The sequence below is a fragment of the Martelella mangrovi genome (assembly GCF_040545495.1).
Lineage (GTDB): Bacteria > Pseudomonadota > Alphaproteobacteria > Rhizobiales > Rhizobiaceae > Martelella > Martelella mangrovi.
Genome location: NZ_JBEPLY010000013.1, coordinates 96,798 through 113,461, shown reverse-complemented (window position 1 = coordinate 113,461; position 16,664 = coordinate 96,798). Strand labels below are relative to the sequence as shown.

At 61.0% G+C, this 16,664-nt stretch carries 16 protein-coding genes and 1 tRNA gene; 8 read left to right on the top strand and 9 right to left on the bottom strand.

All coding sequences use genetic code 11. The features are described from left to right. Nucleotides 1-57 precede the first annotated feature (57 nt). Complete coding sequence (locus tag ABID12_RS16875; protein ID WP_354435260.1) at nt 58-738, top strand: TetR/AcrR family transcriptional regulator; 681 nt, start codon at nt 58-60, stop codon at nt 736-738. Here ABID12_RS16875 and ABID12_RS16870 read toward each other — a convergent pair. The 4 genes from ABID12_RS16870 to ABID12_RS16855 form a co-directional block, all read right to left on the bottom strand. Beyond that, complete coding sequence (locus tag ABID12_RS16870; protein ID WP_354435259.1) at nt 722-1,684, bottom strand: esterase-like activity of phytase family protein; 963 nt, start codon at nt 1,682-1,684, stop codon at nt 722-724. The two genes, ABID12_RS16875 and ABID12_RS16870, sit on opposite strands and share 17 nt — an antisense overlap. Continuing rightward, nucleotides 1,681-3,582, bottom strand: a complete 1,902-nt coding sequence (gene cobT, locus ABID12_RS16865; RefSeq protein ID WP_354435257.1) for a cobaltochelatase subunit CobT — start codon at nt 3,580-3,582, stop codon at nt 1,681-1,683. The genes ABID12_RS16870 and cobT overlap by 4 nt, the downstream gene beginning before the upstream one ends. Before the next feature lie 10 nt (nt 3,583-3,592). Beyond that, complete coding sequence (cobS, locus tag ABID12_RS16860) at nt 3,593-4,585, bottom strand: cobaltochelatase subunit CobS (protein WP_106307945.1); 993 nt, start codon at nt 4,583-4,585, stop codon at nt 3,593-3,595. Nucleotides 4,586-4,653: 68 nt separating this feature from the next. Continuing rightward, nucleotides 4,654-5,292, bottom strand: a complete 639-nt coding sequence (locus ABID12_RS16855) for a J domain-containing protein (protein WP_354435255.1) — start codon at nt 5,290-5,292, stop codon at nt 4,654-4,656. A 120-nt stretch (nt 5,293-5,412) separates the two neighbouring features. Between ABID12_RS16855 and ABID12_RS16850 the strand changes: the two genes are divergently transcribed. Then, nucleotides 5,413-5,694 carry a BolA family protein gene (locus ABID12_RS16850; protein WP_106307537.1) on the top strand — a complete coding sequence of 94 codons (282 nt, stop codon included), beginning with the start codon at nt 5,413-5,415 and terminating at the stop codon, nt 5,692-5,694. Between the two features lie 469 nt (nt 5,695-6,163). Here ABID12_RS16850 and ABID12_RS16845 read toward each other — a convergent pair whose 3' ends face one another. The 3 genes from ABID12_RS16845 to ABID12_RS16835 are packed head-to-tail and all read right to left on the bottom strand — an operon-like array spanning nt 6,164 to nt 9,193. Continuing rightward, nucleotides 6,164-7,438, bottom strand: coding sequence for an HlyC/CorC family transporter (locus ABID12_RS16845; RefSeq protein WP_435528255.1), 1,275 nt, complete (start codon nt 7,436-7,438; stop codon nt 6,164-6,166). 41 nt (nt 7,439-7,479) lie between these two features. Continuing rightward, a complete protein-coding gene (aroB, locus tag ABID12_RS16840; RefSeq protein ID WP_354435254.1) occupies nt 7,480-8,610 on the bottom strand; it encodes a 3-dehydroquinate synthase in 1,131 nt (376 codons plus the stop codon). Beyond that, complete coding sequence (locus ABID12_RS16835; RefSeq protein ID WP_354435252.1) at nt 8,600-9,193, bottom strand: shikimate kinase; 594 nt, start codon at nt 9,191-9,193, stop codon at nt 8,600-8,602. Before ABID12_RS16835 ends, aroB begins: the two co-directional genes overlap by 11 nt. 93 nt (nt 9,194-9,286) lie before the next feature. Between ABID12_RS16835 and xerD the strand changes: the two genes are divergently transcribed. The 4 genes from xerD (at nt 9,287) to ABID12_RS16815 (ending at nt 12,854) form a co-directional block, all read left to right on the top strand. Next, entirely contained in the window at nt 9,287-10,237 is a 951-nt protein-coding gene (xerD, locus tag ABID12_RS16830; protein ID WP_435528249.1) for a site-specific tyrosine recombinase XerD, read from the top strand. A 75-nt stretch (nt 10,238-10,312) separates the two neighbouring features. Beyond that, the gene (locus ABID12_RS16825; RefSeq protein ID WP_106307525.1) at nt 10,313-11,266 is read left to right on the top strand and encodes an acetyl-CoA carboxylase carboxyltransferase subunit alpha; all 954 of its coding nucleotides are present in this window, start codon (nt 10,313-10,315) and stop codon (nt 11,264-11,266) included. Between the two features lie 155 nt (nt 11,267-11,421). Next, complete coding sequence (locus ABID12_RS16820) at nt 11,422-12,618, top strand: L,D-transpeptidase family protein (protein ID WP_354435250.1); 1,197 nt, start codon at nt 11,422-11,424, stop codon at nt 12,616-12,618. Next, nucleotides 12,615-12,854 (top strand): sulfurtransferase TusA family protein, encoded by a 240-nt coding sequence (locus tag ABID12_RS16815; RefSeq protein WP_354435248.1) that lies wholly within the window; start codon nt 12,615-12,617, stop codon nt 12,852-12,854. Before ABID12_RS16820 ends, ABID12_RS16815 begins: the two co-directional genes overlap by 4 nt. 6 nt (nt 12,855-12,860) lie before the next feature. On the opposite strand, the gene ABID12_RS16810 is transcribed toward ABID12_RS16815, so the two are convergent. Continuing rightward, nucleotides 12,861-13,952 (bottom strand): CobW family GTP-binding protein, encoded by a 1,092-nt coding sequence (locus ABID12_RS16810; protein WP_354435246.1) that lies wholly within the window; start codon nt 13,950-13,952, stop codon nt 12,861-12,863. 8 nt (nt 13,953-13,960) lie between these two features. Beyond that, nucleotides 13,961-15,082 carry a D-alanyl-D-alanine carboxypeptidase family protein gene (locus tag ABID12_RS16805; RefSeq protein ID WP_354435320.1) on the bottom strand — a complete coding sequence of 374 codons (1,122 nt, stop codon included), beginning with the start codon at nt 15,080-15,082 and terminating at the stop codon, nt 13,961-13,963. 145 nt (nt 15,083-15,227) lie between these two features. On the opposite strand from ABID12_RS16805, the gene ABID12_RS16800 reads away from it, so the two are divergent. Next, a complete protein-coding gene (locus tag ABID12_RS16800; protein WP_354435245.1) occupies nt 15,228-16,391 on the top strand; it encodes a M20 aminoacylase family protein in 1,164 nt (387 codons plus the stop codon). A 68-nt stretch (nt 16,392-16,459) separates the two neighbouring features. After that, nucleotides 16,460-16,536: transfer RNA gene (locus ABID12_RS16795), tRNA-Arg, on the top strand. Nucleotides 16,537-16,664: the final 128 nt, after the last annotated feature.

The following is a 16,664-nucleotide window of genomic DNA, read 5'->3' as shown; positions in this document are numbered from 1 at the left end:
CCTGATCGAAAACCGGTATTAGACCAGTGGTCTAATTTCGTCAATGAAAGTGAGTCGATGGCGGCAAAAAACAATGCAAAGCCGATGGCAGAGGGCGAAACGGCGCTTGAACGGCTGACAACGCTGCCGCCGGCGCGCCGGGCCCAATTGCTGGATGCTGCGACTAATGCCTTTGCCGAACGCGGATTTTCAGGCGCTTCCATGAACGCGATCCTGAAGCAGGCGGAGATGAGCAAGGGGCAGGTCTATTACTATGTGCATGACAAGGCCGATCTTTATTCTGCGGTGATCGCCCGTGCGCTGGATGGCCTGACCGGGCGCATCGATTTTGCAGCCGCCCTTGGTGCGCACGACGCTCAGGCGTTCTGGGCAGCGCTCAACGCTGCCTTCGAACAACTGGCCGGGCTGCTGATCGCGGACCCGGTTCTGGCCGCGCTGGCCCGCACCATGTATGAGGGGCCGCAGACCGAAGCGGCCCTGAAAGCGCCGCTTGAGCGCCTCAGAGCCGGGGCGGTGCTTCTGGTGGAACATGGGCAGGCCCTTGGCGCCATTCGCGCTGACATGCCGCGCAGGCTGATTGTGGACATGCTGTTTTCTGCTGCCCGCGCGCTGGACCGGTGGTTTGCCGAAAACTGGGATGCTCTGGCTGCCGATGAAGCGCAGCGCATCAACGCGCAAGGCCTCGCCATGCTCCGCGCCATGGTCGCGCCTGCCGAAAATCTCAGTCGACCAGCCTGAATTCCAGCATCAGCGTATTCTGCAGTGGGGAATCATTGTCATCGGAAACGAGGATCACATGGAGCGCGCCGTCATCGGCCCGGACAACATCCATGCCCTCCATATTGTCGATCCGGTGCGTGCCGCCATAGGCCTGCATGATCGTCGGGCCGTCGACGGTGGAACCGGGCCGGACAGCATCGCCCGGCAGGCGGCGGATGCGCATGGCAACACCGGAAAGCAGCGAGAACCGTCGCTCCTGCACCAGAAGGTCGCCATCCGGCAGGAAAGCGGCATCGGTGACATCATAGCCTTCCCGCTTGACCACCTTGAAGATGCCCCGGTCAGGACCGCGAATGACGGCGGCGAACAGGTTGCCTGCCGTGTCGATGCTGTTTTCCGCGATCACCACCATGCGGCCGTCAGGCGCGGTCGCCAGCGCCTCGAAACTGCCGTTGCGTCTCAGTTCATAGGTCGGGATCAGAAAATCCGGTCCCGGGGAGGCATTTGCCTGATCATGGCCGGAAAGCGGGTAGCTGTCGATCCGGTGGCGGCCCTCGAAGCCGACATAGAGGTGGTCGTCCTGGATGGCGAGGCTTTCGGCATCCATGCCGCTCTTGCCGGCATGCACGCCTCTGGCGTTCTTCATCGGCGTCACGGTGACATCGGCAAGGCCCGAAAGCGCGCCCGAAGCGTCGCGCGTCACTGTGCCGTCGACCCATTCGCCGGTATCGGCCACGGCGATGAAATGCATGCCGTCGGGCAGGAAACGGATTGCCGACAGCGACTGGAATTCGGGATCGGGAGAGGTGAGCTTCAACCCGCCCAGAAACTGCAGCCGGCCGAAGCGGTCGGTGTCCTTTTCCGCGGCGAATTTTTCGATTTGGACGGCATTGACCGTGACACTGGCCGCAGCAGCCGGTGCTGCAACAAGCGCCAGCGCCAGAAAGGCGAAGACTGCCCTCATCTGGTCCGTCTTCTGCCCTGCGAAATGCCGGCTGCCTGCTCCTCGAACAGGGCGGCAAGCTGATCGGTCATGGCGCCTGCCAGTTCGTCAGCGTCGACAATGGTGACAGCGCGGCGATAGTAGCGGGTGACATCGTGACCGATGCCGATGGCCAGAAGCTCCACTGGCGAGCGCGTTTCGATATGCTCGATGACTGCGCGCAGATGTTTTTCCAGGAAATTGCCCGGATTGACCGAAAGTGTGGAATCATCCACCGGCGCGCCGTCGGAAATCATCATCAGGATGCGGCGCTGTTCTGGACGGCCCATCAGCCGGTCATGGGCCCAGATCAGCGCCTCGCCGTCGATGTTTTCCTTGAGCAGTCCCTCGCGCATCATCAGGCCCAGATTGGCGCGTGAGCGCCGCCAGGGGCTGTCGGCGGACTTGTAGATGATGTGGCGCAGATCGTTGAGGCGGCCCGGCGTTGCGGGTTTTCCCTCTTCCAGCCATTTCTCGCGCGATTGACCGCCCTTCCAGGCCTTGGTGGTGAAGCCGAGGATCTCGACCTTCACGCCGCAGCGCTCCAGCGTGCGCGCCAGAATATCGCCGCAGGTGGCGGCAACCGTGATCGGACGGCCGCGCATCGAGCCGGAATTGTCGATCAGCAGCGAAACCACGGTGTCGCGGAACTGGGTGTCGCGTTCCATCTTGAAGGAAAGCGGTTGCATCGGATCGATGACCATGCGCGGCAGGCGCGCGGTATCGAGATAGCCTTCCTCGAGATCGAAATCCCAGGAACGGTTCTGCTTGGCCATCAGGCGGCGCTGCATGCGGTTGGCCAGCCGGCCGACGGCACCCTGAAGATGGGCAAGCTGCTTGTCGAGATGCGCGCGCAGGCGCTGCAGCTCTTCCTGGTCGCACAGTTCCTCGGCGCGGATTTCCTCGTCGAATTCCTCGGTGAAGACCTTGTAGTCGACCTTTTCGTTCAGCTCGTCAAACGGCGTATTGGGGCGCTGGGTCTCGCCGGCGACTTCGCTGTCGGGGTCGGCGTCCTCGTCGAGCTCGGTGTCGGCCACTTCCGCGCCGTCAAGCTCGCCTTGATCCATCTCCTCGTCGGAATTGTCGCTTTCGTCTGCGGGCGCTGAATCATTGCCCGCATCCTCGTCGAACTGCTCGTCATTCTGGCGTTCGGAGCGCGGCTGTTCTTCCTCGGAAACATTGTCCAGTTCGTCTTCGCTCTCGATATCCTCGTCGGAATAATCCTCGGCAAGCTCCATCGAGGACAGCATCGAACGGATGGTGCGCGCGAAAGCGTGCTGGTCGTCGATGGTTTCGCTCAGCCTGTCGAGATCGACGGCGGCCTTTTCCTCGATGAAATCGCGCCAGAAATCGAGCACCTGCCCGGCCGATTCCGGCGGTTTTTCGCCGGAAAGCTTTTCGCGCACCAGCATGGCGACGGCCTCGGAAACCGGGGCGTCCTCCTTGCGGTCGATGGTGGCGAAATTGGCCTTGTCATATTTTTCCGCATGCATGGCGGCAAGGTTGCTGGCCATGCCGGGCATGCGGTTGGCACCGATGGAATCGACCCGCGCCTGCTCCACCGCATCGAAAATCGCCTGCGCATCGGCGCCGCCGGGCGACATCTGCGCATGGGTCACCGGGTTGTGGCAGGCCATCCTCAGCGCCATGGAATCGCCAAGCCCGCGCACCACGGCCAGTTCGCTTGCCGTTGGCCGCTTGGAGAATTCCGGCAGCCGGATCTGGCTGCCGGTCATGCCCGGCCGGTCGCGCGAGAACACCACTTCTGCGTCCCTGTCGCCGGAGACGGCGCGCACGCAGCCGGAAACGGCGCGGTGCAGCGGCTCGAGGTCTACAGGCGCATAAGGGTTGGACTTTCGATTGTCGCCGGGGCCAGCCATGGACTTATCCTCAGGCGCTGATGACGACGTTGGCAGCGCTTTCCGTCAGTTCCTCGCCGAAGGCGCGCTGATACTGTTCGGCCACCAGCGTGCGCTCGAGTTCGTCGCACTTGTTGAGGAAGGTGACCCGGAAAGCAAAGCTGACATCGCCGAAGATTTCGGTGTTTTCAGCCCAGTTGATCACGGTACGCGGGCTCATCACGGTCGAAAGATCGCCGTTGACGAAGGCCGAACGGGTGAGATCGGCAACGCGGACCATGTTGGAGATTGTCTCGCGGCCTTCTTCGCTGGCGGCAAAGCTCTTCACCTTGGCGAGGATGATGGCGACTTCCTGCTCATGCGGCAGATAATTGAGCGTGGTCACCAGCGACCAGCGGTCCATCTGGGCCTGGTTGATCTGCTGCGTGCCGTGATAAAGGCCGGTGGTGTCGCCGAGGCCGACCGTATTGGCGGTGGCAAACAGACGGAAGGCCGGGTGGGGGCTGATAACGCGGCTCTGGTCCAGCAGCGTCAGACGGCCGGAGGACTCCAGCACGCGCTGGATCACGAACATCACGTCCGGGCGGCCGGCGTCATATTCATCGAAGACGAGCGCGACATTGTGCTGATAGGCCCAGGGCAGGATGCCGTCCTTGAACTCGGTGACCTGCAGGCCTTCGCGCACCACGATGGCGTCCTTGCCGACCAGGTCGATACGGCTGACATGGCTGTCGAGGTTGACGCGCACGCACGGCCATTTCAGGCGGGCGGCAACCTGTTCGATATGGGTCGACTTGCCGGTGCCGTGATAGCCGGAGACCATGACGCGGCGGTTATGCGCGAAGCCGGCGAGAATGGCGAGCGTGGTATCGCGGTCGAACAGATAGTCGGGGTCGAGATCGGGCACATAGGGATCGTCCGTCGAATAGGCGGGAACGGTCAGGTCGACGTCAATGCCGAATGTCTCGCGAACCGAAACCGTTGTGTCCGGTCCGTTGGAATAGTCCAGTTCAATCTTGCTCATCATGTCTCCAGCGCGGCCTTTCAAAAAAGCCGCTCAAACGTCTGTGCTGCTTCTCGATCAATAGCGGTCTAGCAGAAGCCGGCCTGCTTTAACAATTGGTATGCTTGCACCACGGAGCGAAAAGTTTCCTCCGAACCGCGATCGCCGCCATTGGCATCGGGGTGGTGCTTCTTGACCAGTGCCTTGTACTGTTTCTTGATGTCGTCCGGGCTTGCTTCGCCGGTCAGCCCCAGCGTGTCGAAGGCCTTCGACTCAAGCGTCTTGAGCTTTCGCTGATGCCGCGGGCGTTTGGGTGCGCCGCTCTTGTCGTCATCGACAAAGCCGAAGGGGTCGCGCATGTGCGAAAATGACGCGGTGCTGCCGGCTTTTTTCGAGCCGTTGATCGGCGTCTTGCGCGCATCGCCATTGACGCCGACCGTCCAGGTCGGGCGATGGCCGGTCAGCGCTTCCTTCTGGTAGCGGGCGATTTCGCCGTCGGACAGGCCATCGAAATAATTGTAGCCCTTGTTGTAGGCCTTCACATGCTCGAAGCAGAACATGAAGAACTGCCCCTCGGCATTGCGGCCCACAGGCGCGCGGTGCTTGGCGGGCTTGTTGCAGCCGTCCCACTGGCAGATAGCGGCAGCGGATTCCGCCTCGGTCTTGGCCGATGCCGGGCGCTTGCGCTTCGTGCGGAGACGATCGAAATATTTGGAGTCAAGATTCATGGTGCTTGATTATGACCTTGTGGCCCCGTCACAACAAGAATTGACAACGGGATTTCTTACTGGCTTCCTGAACCGTTAACGCGCAAAGCGCGAAGCAGGGACAGAAATCAGGAGCAGACAGTGTCGTCAACCGCCGAAATCGAAAACAGGCTGAAAAGCCTTTTCAACCCCGAACGGCTGGTGCTGATGGACGAAAGTGCCCGGCATGCCAGCCACTATCATGAGCCGAACGCCCCCGAAGTCACCCATTTAAGGATTCGGATCGTGTCCGGCAAGTTCGAAGGGTTAAGCCGTGTTGCACGTCATCGTGCCGTCAATGAGGCACTGGCCGGTGAAATCGCCGACGGTTTGCACGCGCTGGCCATCGAGGCGGCAGCACCGGGCGAGAAAACGCGTTGGTAAGGGGCGGCTTTCCGGTTGAGGACTGCTGATGAGCTGCGCGGTCCGGAGGTTCGTGTCGCCCTCCGCCCCATCCACATGGGTCATACCCGGGCTTGACCCGGGTATCGATTCCGTCCAAGGTCTCTGGCGGCAGGGCTGATTTACTGACCTGCATCGTGTGGCTCTGGATCCTCCGGTCAAGCCGGAGGATGACGCGGAGTGCGGGGATGGGTTTGTCGACACACCGAGGCGTCTTGCCGCACGACTTTTAACGCTCACTCCGCTGGCGACGTTGCCGTTTCTGTTGCCCCATCCATATGGGTCATACCCGGGCTTGACCCGGGTATCCATTCCGTTCAAGGCCTCCGGCGGCAGGGCTGATTTACTGACCTGCATCGTGTGGCTCTGAATCCTCCGGTCAAGCCGGAGGATGACGCGGAGTGTGGGGATAGGTTTGTCGACACGCCGAAGCGTCTTGCCGTTTCCCGCCTCACTCCGCCGGTGCCGTTTCTGCCGCCGCGCCCCCAAGCGGACGGATCCTGAGCTTGGTGATCCGGTTCTTTTCCCGTTTCATCACAATGAAGCGCTTGCCGTAAAAGGTGAAGGACTGGCGCTCTTCGGGGATCGTCTGGCTTTCGTGGATGACGAGGCCGGCAATCGTGGTCGCTTCCTCGTCCGGCAGCGTCCAGTCGAGCGCACGGTTGAGGTCACGGATCGGCACGGTGCCGTCCACCACGATCGAGCCGTCGGCTTCCTGCTGCACGCCGGAAATTTCCAGATCGTGCTCGTCGGAGATATCGCCGACGATTTCTTCCAGAATATCCTCAAGCGTGACGATGCCCTGTACCTCGCCATATTCGTCGACGACGACGGCGATATGCACCTTGCGGCGCAGGAAGGCGTTGAGCTGATCCTTCAGATTGGTGCTGTCGGGCACGAACCACGGCTTTTGCGCCACCTTGACGATGTCGATCGTGGAAGGGGCTGCGTGCGGTTCGGCCAGCGCCCGCGACAGGTCCTTGGAATGGACCACGCCGATAATGTTGTCGATCGAGCCGCGCCAGACTGGAAGCCGCGTATAAGGGCTTTCCAGTACCGTCTTGATGGCCACTTCCGGCGGGTCATCGGCATTGACGGCGCGCATGGCGGTACGATGGATCATCACGTCGGAGACTTCGAGTTCGCCGAGGTCGAGCACGCCGCCGAGCCGGTCGCGGTCGGCCTTGATCACCGAGCCCTCGCGGTGCAGCAGATCGACGGCGCCGCGCAATTCCTCATGCGCCGTCAGCATGCCGCCGCCCTTGGACAGGGTGACCCCGAAAATGCCGAGAATGGCGCGAACGATCATGTTGACCAGGCTCGACAGCGGGCCGATCACGAAAAATAGCACCCGCACCAGCGGGGCGACGGTCAGCGCAAAGCGGTCGGTTGCCGAGATCGCCCAGCTTTTCGGCAGCACTTCGGCAAAGACCACCAGAAGCGCGGTCATGATCAGCGTGGCGTAGGCAACGCCGTTTGCACCGAAAATTTTCAGAAACAGCGTCGTCGTCAGCGACGAAGCTAGAATATTGACCAGATTGTTGCCGATCAGCAGCGCGCCGATCAGACGGTCGCGGCGGCTGATCATCACGCTGACAAAGCCCGCGCGCCGGTCGCCCTGTTGTTCGAGCGTGTGCATGCGCGCCCGCGAAACCGCCGTCAGCGCGGTTTCAGAACCAGAAAAGAATGCGGATATGACGATCAGACCAAGAATGATGGCCATCATCAACCCGTACTCGCCGAAGAAGTGCGAAATATCGCTCATCGTCATTGGGAGTGTTTTTCCGTGAGGAAAGCCAGCACCTCCGACGACGGTACGTCATCGGCGATGAAGGATTTGCCGATGCCGTGCGTCAGAATGAAGGTCAGCTTCCCGCCCTTTACCTTTTTGTCCTGCCCGATTGCATCCATCAATATATCGGGTGAGGGAAGGCTTCCGTCAATATCGCCCAGCGTGGTCGGCAGACCGGCATCGCGCAGATGCGCTGCAACGCGATGCGCATCATCCGGGCTTGCAAGGTTCATGCGCGCGGAAAATTCATGCGCCAGCACCATGCCGATGGCAACGCCTTCGCCGTGAACGAGGCGGGCACTGTCATAGCCGGTCGCCCGCTCCAGCGCATGGCCGAATGTGTGGCCGAGGTTCAGCAGCGCCCGTGCGCCGTTTTCGTGCTCGTCGGCGGCCACAACGGCGGCCTTGGCCTCGCAGGAGCGCGCAATCGCCTCCGCCCGGTCCGTGCCGCCGGAAAAGATGGATTTCCGGTTCTTCTCCAACCAGTGGAAGAAGTCGGGCTGGTCGATCAGGCCGTATTTCACCACTTCGGCATAACCGGCGGCAAATTCGCGGGGGCTGAGCGTGTCGAGCGTATCGGTATCGGCCAGCACCAGATGCGGCTGGTGGAAGGCGCCGACGAGGTTCTTGCCCTGGCGGGTGTTGATCCCGGTCTTGCCGCCGACGGAGCTGTCGACCTGGGCCAGCAGCGAGGTCGGCACCTGGACAAAGTGCACGCCCCGGCGCACGACGGAAGCGGCAAACCCTGCCAGATCGCCGATCACGCCGCCGCCAAGCGCAATCACGGCATCAGAGCGCTCGATGCGGGCATCGAGGATGAAATCGACGGCGGTCTGGAGGTTTTCGAAGCTCTTGGTCTTCTCGCCGGCGGCAAGGGTGAGCGAAAATGTCTCGATCCCGTCGGTCTGAAGGCTTTCGGTCAGCGTGTCGAGGTAGAGCGGCGCGACATTGGTGTCGGTGATGATGGCCGCCTTGCGGCAGTCAAGCCGCGCCAGCGTTTCGCCGCCCGCACTTTGCAACAGGCCGGACCCGATCAGGATATCATAGCTGCGCTCGCCGAGATCCACGCGGACAATACGTTTGTCGGTAACCTGTCTACTCTTCACTCGTCTTTCCTCCGTCAAGGGCCGCAAGGGCCTTCAGCACGTCGCGCGTCACCGTTTCCTTGCGGACATTGCGCGACAATACGGTCATATCCGCTTCGGCATAAACCGGATAGCGCCTGTCCATCAGGTCTTTCAGCGTCTGTTTCGGGTTTTCGGTCTTCAAAAGCGGGCGGGTCTGGCGCCGCCGCACCCTGTCCCACAGGGTTTCGAGATCGGCCTTCAGCCACATCGACAGGCCGGATTGCGAAATCAGCGCGCGGTTGACCGGATTGACGAAGGCGCCGCCGCCGGTGGAGACGATGGCCGGCCCCTCCGTCAGGATGCGTTCGATGACCCGGGTTTCCAGGGCGCGGAATTCCGGCTCGCCATATTGCACGAACAGGTCGGCGATGGTCATGCGCGCGGCGGCCTCGATCTCGTGGTCGGTATCGACATAGGGCAGGTCGAGCGCGTTTGCCACCAGCTTGCCGATCGCGCTCTTGCCGGCGCCCATCAGGCCGACCAGTATCAGATTGCGGCCGGCAAGCCCGGCAAGCGCCTTTTGCCTCAGCCCGGGTTTGCCGTTATCTTGCTTTGCGTTCATAGTCCGCCCATTGTTTTCAGCCACGTATCGGCAAATGCTGGAAGGGCGTCAAGCCGGACGGTGAAGAATTCGGGCTCCGGCCCCAACAGGATAATGCCATTGGATCTTTCCGGCGCACATATCGAAGCTTTTATCGAGATGTTGAGTGCAGAGCGCGGTGCGGCCAACAACACGCTTGCCGCCTATCAGCGCGATCTTGACGACTTCCGCGACTTTCTGATCGATCGCGGCGTTGCCGCCGACGCAGCGAGTACGGCGGATATCACCGCCTATCTGGCAGAACTGGGCAAGCGTGGTTTTGCTGCAAGTTCGCAGTCGCGCCGGCTTTCGGCCCTTCGCCAGTTCTACCGGTTTCTCTATGCCGAAGGGATGCGCGAGGACGATCCGACCGGCGTCATCGATGCGCCGAAAAAGGCCCATCCCCTGCCGAAGACGCTTTCGGTTGCCGATGTCGACAAGCTTCTGGATCGCGCCAGCCTTGAGGCAGGCGAGGCGGGGCCCGGACAGTTCGAGCGCAAGCGGATGTCCGCCCTGCTTGAAACGCTCTATGCCAGCGGCATGCGGGTTTCCGAACTGGTGAGCTTGCCGGCGGCGGCGCTGAAACCCAATCAGCGTTTCCTGACCATCAGGGGAAAGGGTAACAAGGAGCGGGCGGTGCCGCTGTCGCTGCGTGCCCATGAGGCGCTGATGGCCTTCAATGCCCTGCGCAAGGCGCGCTCGGCGGGAAGCGATGATGATAATCCCCATCTTTTCGCCTCCCGGGGGGCGGACGGTCATCTTTCCCGGCAGGTGTTTGCCCGTGACCTGAAAGGCCTTGCCGCGCGGGCGGGGTTGAAAACCACCGCGATTTCGCCACATGTGCTGCGACACGCCTTTGCAAGCCATCTTCTGCAAAATGGCGCAGACCTGCGCGCGGTGCAGGAAATGCTCGGTCACTCCGATATTTCCACCACGCAGATCTATACGCATGTTCTGGAAGAACGGTTGCGGGAATTGGTGGAAATGCATCACCCCCTTGCAAAAGATGCTAAAAAACGGGAATAAGCGGCACTCAATCGTCATAAACAGCCTTTGGGCGGCGGTCCCGGGCATATTCGTTAACCCACGGAAAGTTCGACAATGTACAGCTATCTCGATTTCGAAAGGCCGATTTCCGATCTGGAAGCCAAGATTATCGAGCTGAAAAAGCTAGCCTCAGACGGCGAAAGCATCGACACCTCCGAGGAGATTGCGCGCCTTGAAACCCGTGTCAGCGAGGCGATGAACGAGATTTACGCCAAGCTGACGCCATGGCAGAAGGCGCAGGTTGCCCGCCATCCCCAGCGTCCGCATTTCGTCGATTATGCCAAGCGCCTGTTTACCGACTTCACCACCCTGGCCGGCGACCGCAATTTCGGTGAGGACGCTGCCATTCAGGCTGGTCTTGCGCGCTTTCGCGGCCGTCCCGTCGCCGTGATCGGCGAGGAAAAGGGCCACGACACCAAAAGCCGCCTGAAGCATAATTTCGGCATGCCGCGGCCGGAAGGTTACCGCAAGGCGATCCGTGTCATGGAGCTTGCCGACCGCTTCAACCTGCCGGTGATCTCCGTGGTCGATACCCAGGGCGCCTATCCCGGCGTGGGTGCCGAAGAGCGCGGCCAGGCCGAGGCGATTGCCCGTTCGACACAGATGTGTCTGAGGATCGGCGTGCCGATGATCACGCTGGTCATCGGCGAGGGCATGTCCGGCGGCGCGATTGCGATTGCAGCGGCAAACCGTGTCTACATGCTGGAACACGCGATCTATTCGGTGATTTCGCCCGAAGGCGCGGCTTCGATCCTGTGGCGCGATTCCGCCCGCGCCAAGGAAGCGGCGACCAATATGAAGATCACCGCCCGCGACCTGAAGGACTTCGGTGTGGTTGACCAGATCGTTGCCGAACCGGTCGGCGGTGCCCACCGCAATGCGGAAACGGTGATCGATGCTTCCGGCGACCAGATCGCCGATGGTCTTGCGGAATTTGACGGCATGTCGGCCGATGAGGTCCGCAATGAGCGCCGCCAGAAATTCCTCGCGATCGGACGCAATCTCTGAACTTTCGCTGTTGCCTTAAAGGTGAGAGACGTCCTGCTTGCGCCAATCGCGAGAAACGGTTAACGCTTTCTTGAAGTTTGGCTGTGCATGATGATCTTTGACGACGTGATGGCTGAGGCGTTGCGTTTTGAGGCAAAATCCGGCAGGTTCTATCCATGCGTTTGAATGTCCTGGCCCCCATGGTTTTCGCCACACTGGCGCTGACGGGCTGCAACAGCTTTTTTGACAGCACCGACTTCTCCACTGTGCAGGAGAAGATGAACTATTCGCTGCCGTCTTCCATGGTCGCCAAGATGCGCGCCCAGGACATGGACAAGCTTGCGCCGATTACGATCCGGATCTTCAAGGAAGAAGGCGTCCTCGAAATCTGGAAACAGAAGCGCGACGGCACCTATGGCGAACTCGAGAGCTACGAGATCTGCGCCTGGTCCGGCAAGCTCGGCCCGAAGAAGAAGGAAGGCGACCGTCAGGCGCCGGAAGGCTTCTATCCGCTTTCCAAGGGGCTTCTCAACCCCTATTCGCAGTACTTCCTGGCCATCAATACCGGCTATCCCAACCGCTATGACCGCGCCAACAAGCTGACCGGCTCCAACCTGATGATCCACGGGGCCTGTTCCTCGCGCGGCTGCTATTCGATGACCGACGAGCAGATCCTCGAAATATTCGCCTTTGCCCGCGACGCCTTTTCCGGCGGCCAGCAGTCGATCATGCTGCAGGCCTATCCCTTCCGGATGTCTGCGGAAAACATGGTGCGCCACCGCTACAACGAGAACTATCCCTTCTGGCAGATGCTGAAGGAAGGATACGATTATTTCGAGGTCACCAAGCAGGTCCCCGATGTCGATATCTGCAGCGGAAAATATGTCTTCAACAAGGACCCGGCCAATGGCGCCGCGCTGGCTTCCGATCAGGCCTGCCCGGTGCTCGCCTCCAATATTCCCTCGCAGCACATGATGGCGCTGGCCGAATACCGCACCGATTACCAGGACGCTTTCGACAAGGCGCTGGCGGAAAACGACGACAAGGTCTGGGTCGATCCGAGCGAAGCCGAGCGCAAGGCGCTTGTCGCCGACCAGCGCAAAGACCCGACCGATCCGCTCTACCAGCCCACGGGTTCGTCGCTGGAAGCCGGACGTTATGTCTCGATCGAGAAATACCGCCTGACCAAATACGGGCCACTGGAAACGCCGGTTGAAATCGATACGGTGACCCAGACGGCAGCCATTCCCGATGTGCCGACCGATCTGCCGGCGGCGTCCAATGTGCCGATCCCGCAGCGAAGCCCGATGGCGGCTTATGCGGAGCCTGCACCGCAGCCGAAGGCGGACAAGCCGTTCTGGAAGTTCTGGTGACCCCGGCAGGGCACGCTTTCGAAACCTACGATCTTCGCGGGCTGAAATGCCCCTTGCCGGCACTCAAGGCCGAAAAACGCCTTGCAGCCCTTGCTCCGGGTGCATTGCTTGCCGTGGAGACCAGTGATCCGCTGGCCGTCATCGACATTCCGCATCTGTGCAATGAGCGCGGCCACAGACTGATCTCCACCGAGGAGACAGACGCGGGCCATCGTTTCGTTATCGCGCGGGGCTGAAACGCTCTATGCCTTGAAGCCGAAGGCCGAAAGCGGGTTGTCATCGAGCGCGGCCCGGTCGGGCCGGTCGATGCCGGGGCGGTCGAGATAGGTTTCGAAAAGCTCCCGCACGACCGTTTCCGGAAGATCGCGCGTGATCACTACCAGCCGGGTTTGCTGGTTTTCCGCACCGCTTTGCGCTGCAAGCCGGCTTGGTGGGTAGACCATGTCCCGCACCCCGTGAACCACCAGCGGCCGGTCATCGCCGGAAAGCGCGACAACACCCTTCAGACGCAGGAGATTGTCGCCATATTCGGCGGCAAGCCGGTGCTGAAACGCCTCGATGGCCGCCGGCGACGCCACCCTGCCGGCGGTGAGCGCGAAGGCGCGGATGTGTTCGCCATGGCGATTGACGTCATGATGGTGGTGATGGCTGTGCTGATGGTCTTCTGCCGCAAGCCATTCGCCGACAGACGGCGCCTTGCGGGCCGGGTCGAACAGGCCCGTCACCAGAAGAGCAGGCCCGGACGCAGGCGCATCGGCAACATCGATGATCTCGGCCATCGGGTTGAGGCGTTCCAGCGTTCTGACGAGATCGTCACGATCCGCGGACGCCGCCAGATCGGTCTTGGTGGTCACCAGCCGGTCGGCGACGGCGGCCTGGCGCACGGCCTCGTCATGGCGGGCCAGCGTATCGGCGCCGGTCAGCGCATCAACCAGGGTCACGACACCATCGATGCGAAACGCCATGGCGATGGCCGGATGAGCCATGATCGCCAGCAGAACCGGAACCGGATCGGCCAGGCCGGTGGTTTCGATGATGACCCGGCTGACCGGTTTCACCTTTTCCGTCTGGATCCGGTCGAGCAGGTCGGCAAGGGTGTCGATCAGTTCACCGCGCACCGTGCAGCACAGGCATCCGTTGGACAGCTCGATGATCGAATCTGAAGAGCCTTGCACCAGAAGGTGATCGATGCCGACCTCACCGAACTCGTTGATGATGACTGCGGCATCACTCAGCGCGGGGTCTTGCAGAAGCCGGTTCAGGAGCGTCGACTTGCCGGCGCCAAGGAAGCCGGTGACGATCGAAACGGGAATGGGGGCAGGGGGCATGTACATGGATGGCGCTACTGGACGGGCCGGGCATAGGGCAGCGGCACGGTTTTCAGATCATCGAGCGTGCTTGCCGCCATTTCCGTATCGTTGGGCAGGCGATAGGCATCGACCGTGGCAAAGTCTTTCGAAAGCGGCTTCAGATAGGGCGAGGAAAACATCAGATTACCGTCGTCATCCCGCAGGATGACCCGGTTCTGGACCGCTTCGGCGCTGCAAATCGCGCTGGTGACGTCGGTAACCGGCCTGTCCGGCGCCGGTGGCGGCAGATAGCTGTCCAGTCTCGGGCCGTTGCGCTCGGTTGCCGTCAGCCCGCGTTGCAGCAGTTCGGCGGCCTTTTCGGCCCGGGCGGGAACGCTCGGTGCGCCAAAGGCGACAACGACGACTTCGCGGCCTTTGCGCTTGGCAAAAGACACCTGATTATAGCCCGAGGCGCAGACGAAACCGGTCTTCATGCCGATGGCACCGTCGAAATTACCGATCAGGAGATTGGTGTTCCGGTATTTTCCGCTATCGGTGGCAATGCCGGGAATGTCGAAATAATCGAGATATTCCGGAAAGGTCTTTTCAATCGCGATGGCCAGCACGGCCATGTCGCGGGCCGTGGTATGCTGGCCGGGTTGCGGATCGCTCATCGAGTTCATGCCGTTGGCGTTGACGAAATGCGTATCCGTCATGCCGAGCCTTTTGGCGGTGTTGTTCATCCGGTCGATGAAGGCCTGCCGTCCGCCGACAGCGTGTTCGGCGACAGCGCGGGCAGCATCATTTGCCGAATGCACCAGCATCATCTTGAGCGCATTGTCGACGGTCACCCTGGTGCCGGGGGCGAAGTACATTTTCGAGGCCGGTTCGTTGGCCGCCGCCGCCGAGAATGTGATCGTCGCCTCGGGATCGAGCCGCCCGGCCTTCATGTCCTCAAACACCAGATAGGCCGTCATCAGCTTGGCGAGCGAGGCCGGATACCAGCGTTTGAACGGTTCATCGGCGGCGAGCACGCGCTCCGTCCGGGCATCGACAATGATATAGGGGTTGGCAGAGGCTTTCCCCGCAGCGCCGCACATCGCAAGCGTGGTGGTGACGATCCATAAAGCGATCAGGGCGCTCAGCCGTCCGTGCGCGGGTCTTGACGGTATCATTTGAAACACGAAGCTTCTCCACTTGCCTGATGCTTCTTATCGATATACCCCTTGAAAGGCAAAATCCTTGTGTGCGGATATGTCCGATCCCACATCTATTAGCGTCTTTTACAATGAATTTCGAAAATTTTCAGGGGTATGCTTAATGCCGGTGTTGAACAGTGCCGCAGAACTTCAGGATGAAGCCACGAAATGGCGGCGGTTTCTCCACCAGCATCCCGAACTCCTTTATGACGTTGTCGATACGGCGGCGTTCATTGCCGACAAATTGCGGTCTTTCGGTGTCGATGAGGTCGTCGAGGGCGTCGGCGGGATCGGTGTTGTCGGGGTGATCCGCGGCAATCGCGCCGGTGATCGCACGATCGGGCTTCGTGCCGATATGGATGCCCTGCCGATTGCCGAGCAGAGCGGCAAGGAATGGGCCTCGAAAACGGACGGCAAGATGCATGCCTGTGGCCATGACGGGCATATGGCGATGCTTCTGGGGGCTGCAAACCTTCTGGCCGAAAACCGCAACTTCGCCGGCACTGTGGTGCTGATCTTCCAGCCGGCAGAGGAAGGCGGGGCCGGTGGCAAGGCGATGATCGACGACGGTCTGATGGAGCGTTTTGCGATTGCCGAGGTCTATGGCATGCACAACTTCCCCGGCCGGCCGGTCGGCACCTTTGCCATCCGTCCGGGGCCGATCATGGCTGCGACCGATGAATTCCGGATTGTGATCAAGGGCGATGGCGGGCATGCCGCACAACCGCAAAAATCGGTCGATCCGATCGTGATCGGCAGCCAGATTGTCAATGCGGTCCAGACCATTGTCTCGCGCAATGCCGATCCGGTGGGCGCGCTGGTGGTCTCGATCACGGAGTTCCATGCGGGCTTTGCCCACAATATCATCCCCGGCGAGGCCGAGCTTGGCGGAACCGTGCGTTCCTTTACGCCCGAACACCGCGATCTCGCCGAGCGGCGGATCAAGGCGATTGCCGAAATGACGGCCGTTTCCCATGGCGGCGTGGCGGAAGTGAGCTATGTCCGCAACTATCCGCCGACGGTCAATCACCCGGAAGAAACGCGCCATGCCATTGCCGCCGCGCAAACCGTGGCGGGTGACGAGGCCGTCGACAAGGAATTTGCGCCGTGGACCGCAGCAGAGGATTTTTCCTACATGCTGGAAGCGCGCCCGGGCGCTTTCATCCTGATGGGTAACGGCAGCACGGCCGAGCTTCACAATGCCGAATATGATTTCAACGACGCGGCTTTGCCCTACGGCATTTCCTATTGGGTCCGCCTTGTTGAAACGCGACTTGCCGAATAAGCATCTCGCTGCATTCGTGCAAATCAGGGCTTTTCATCAAGCCCTCGCTTTTGTATTGAGAGGCGAGTGGTCCCGTAGCTCAGCAGGATAGAGCATCAGATTCCTAATCTGAGGGTCACGCGTTCGAATCGCGTCGGGATCACCAACAAAATCAATAAGTTAGATAGTGTTTGCGTCGGTTTTCTTATCGTCTGATTTCACAGGGGATTGTCGTTTATTTTCAACGGTTTTCTGGAAATGTTGGCAATTTGATGCGACATAGATGCGACATAC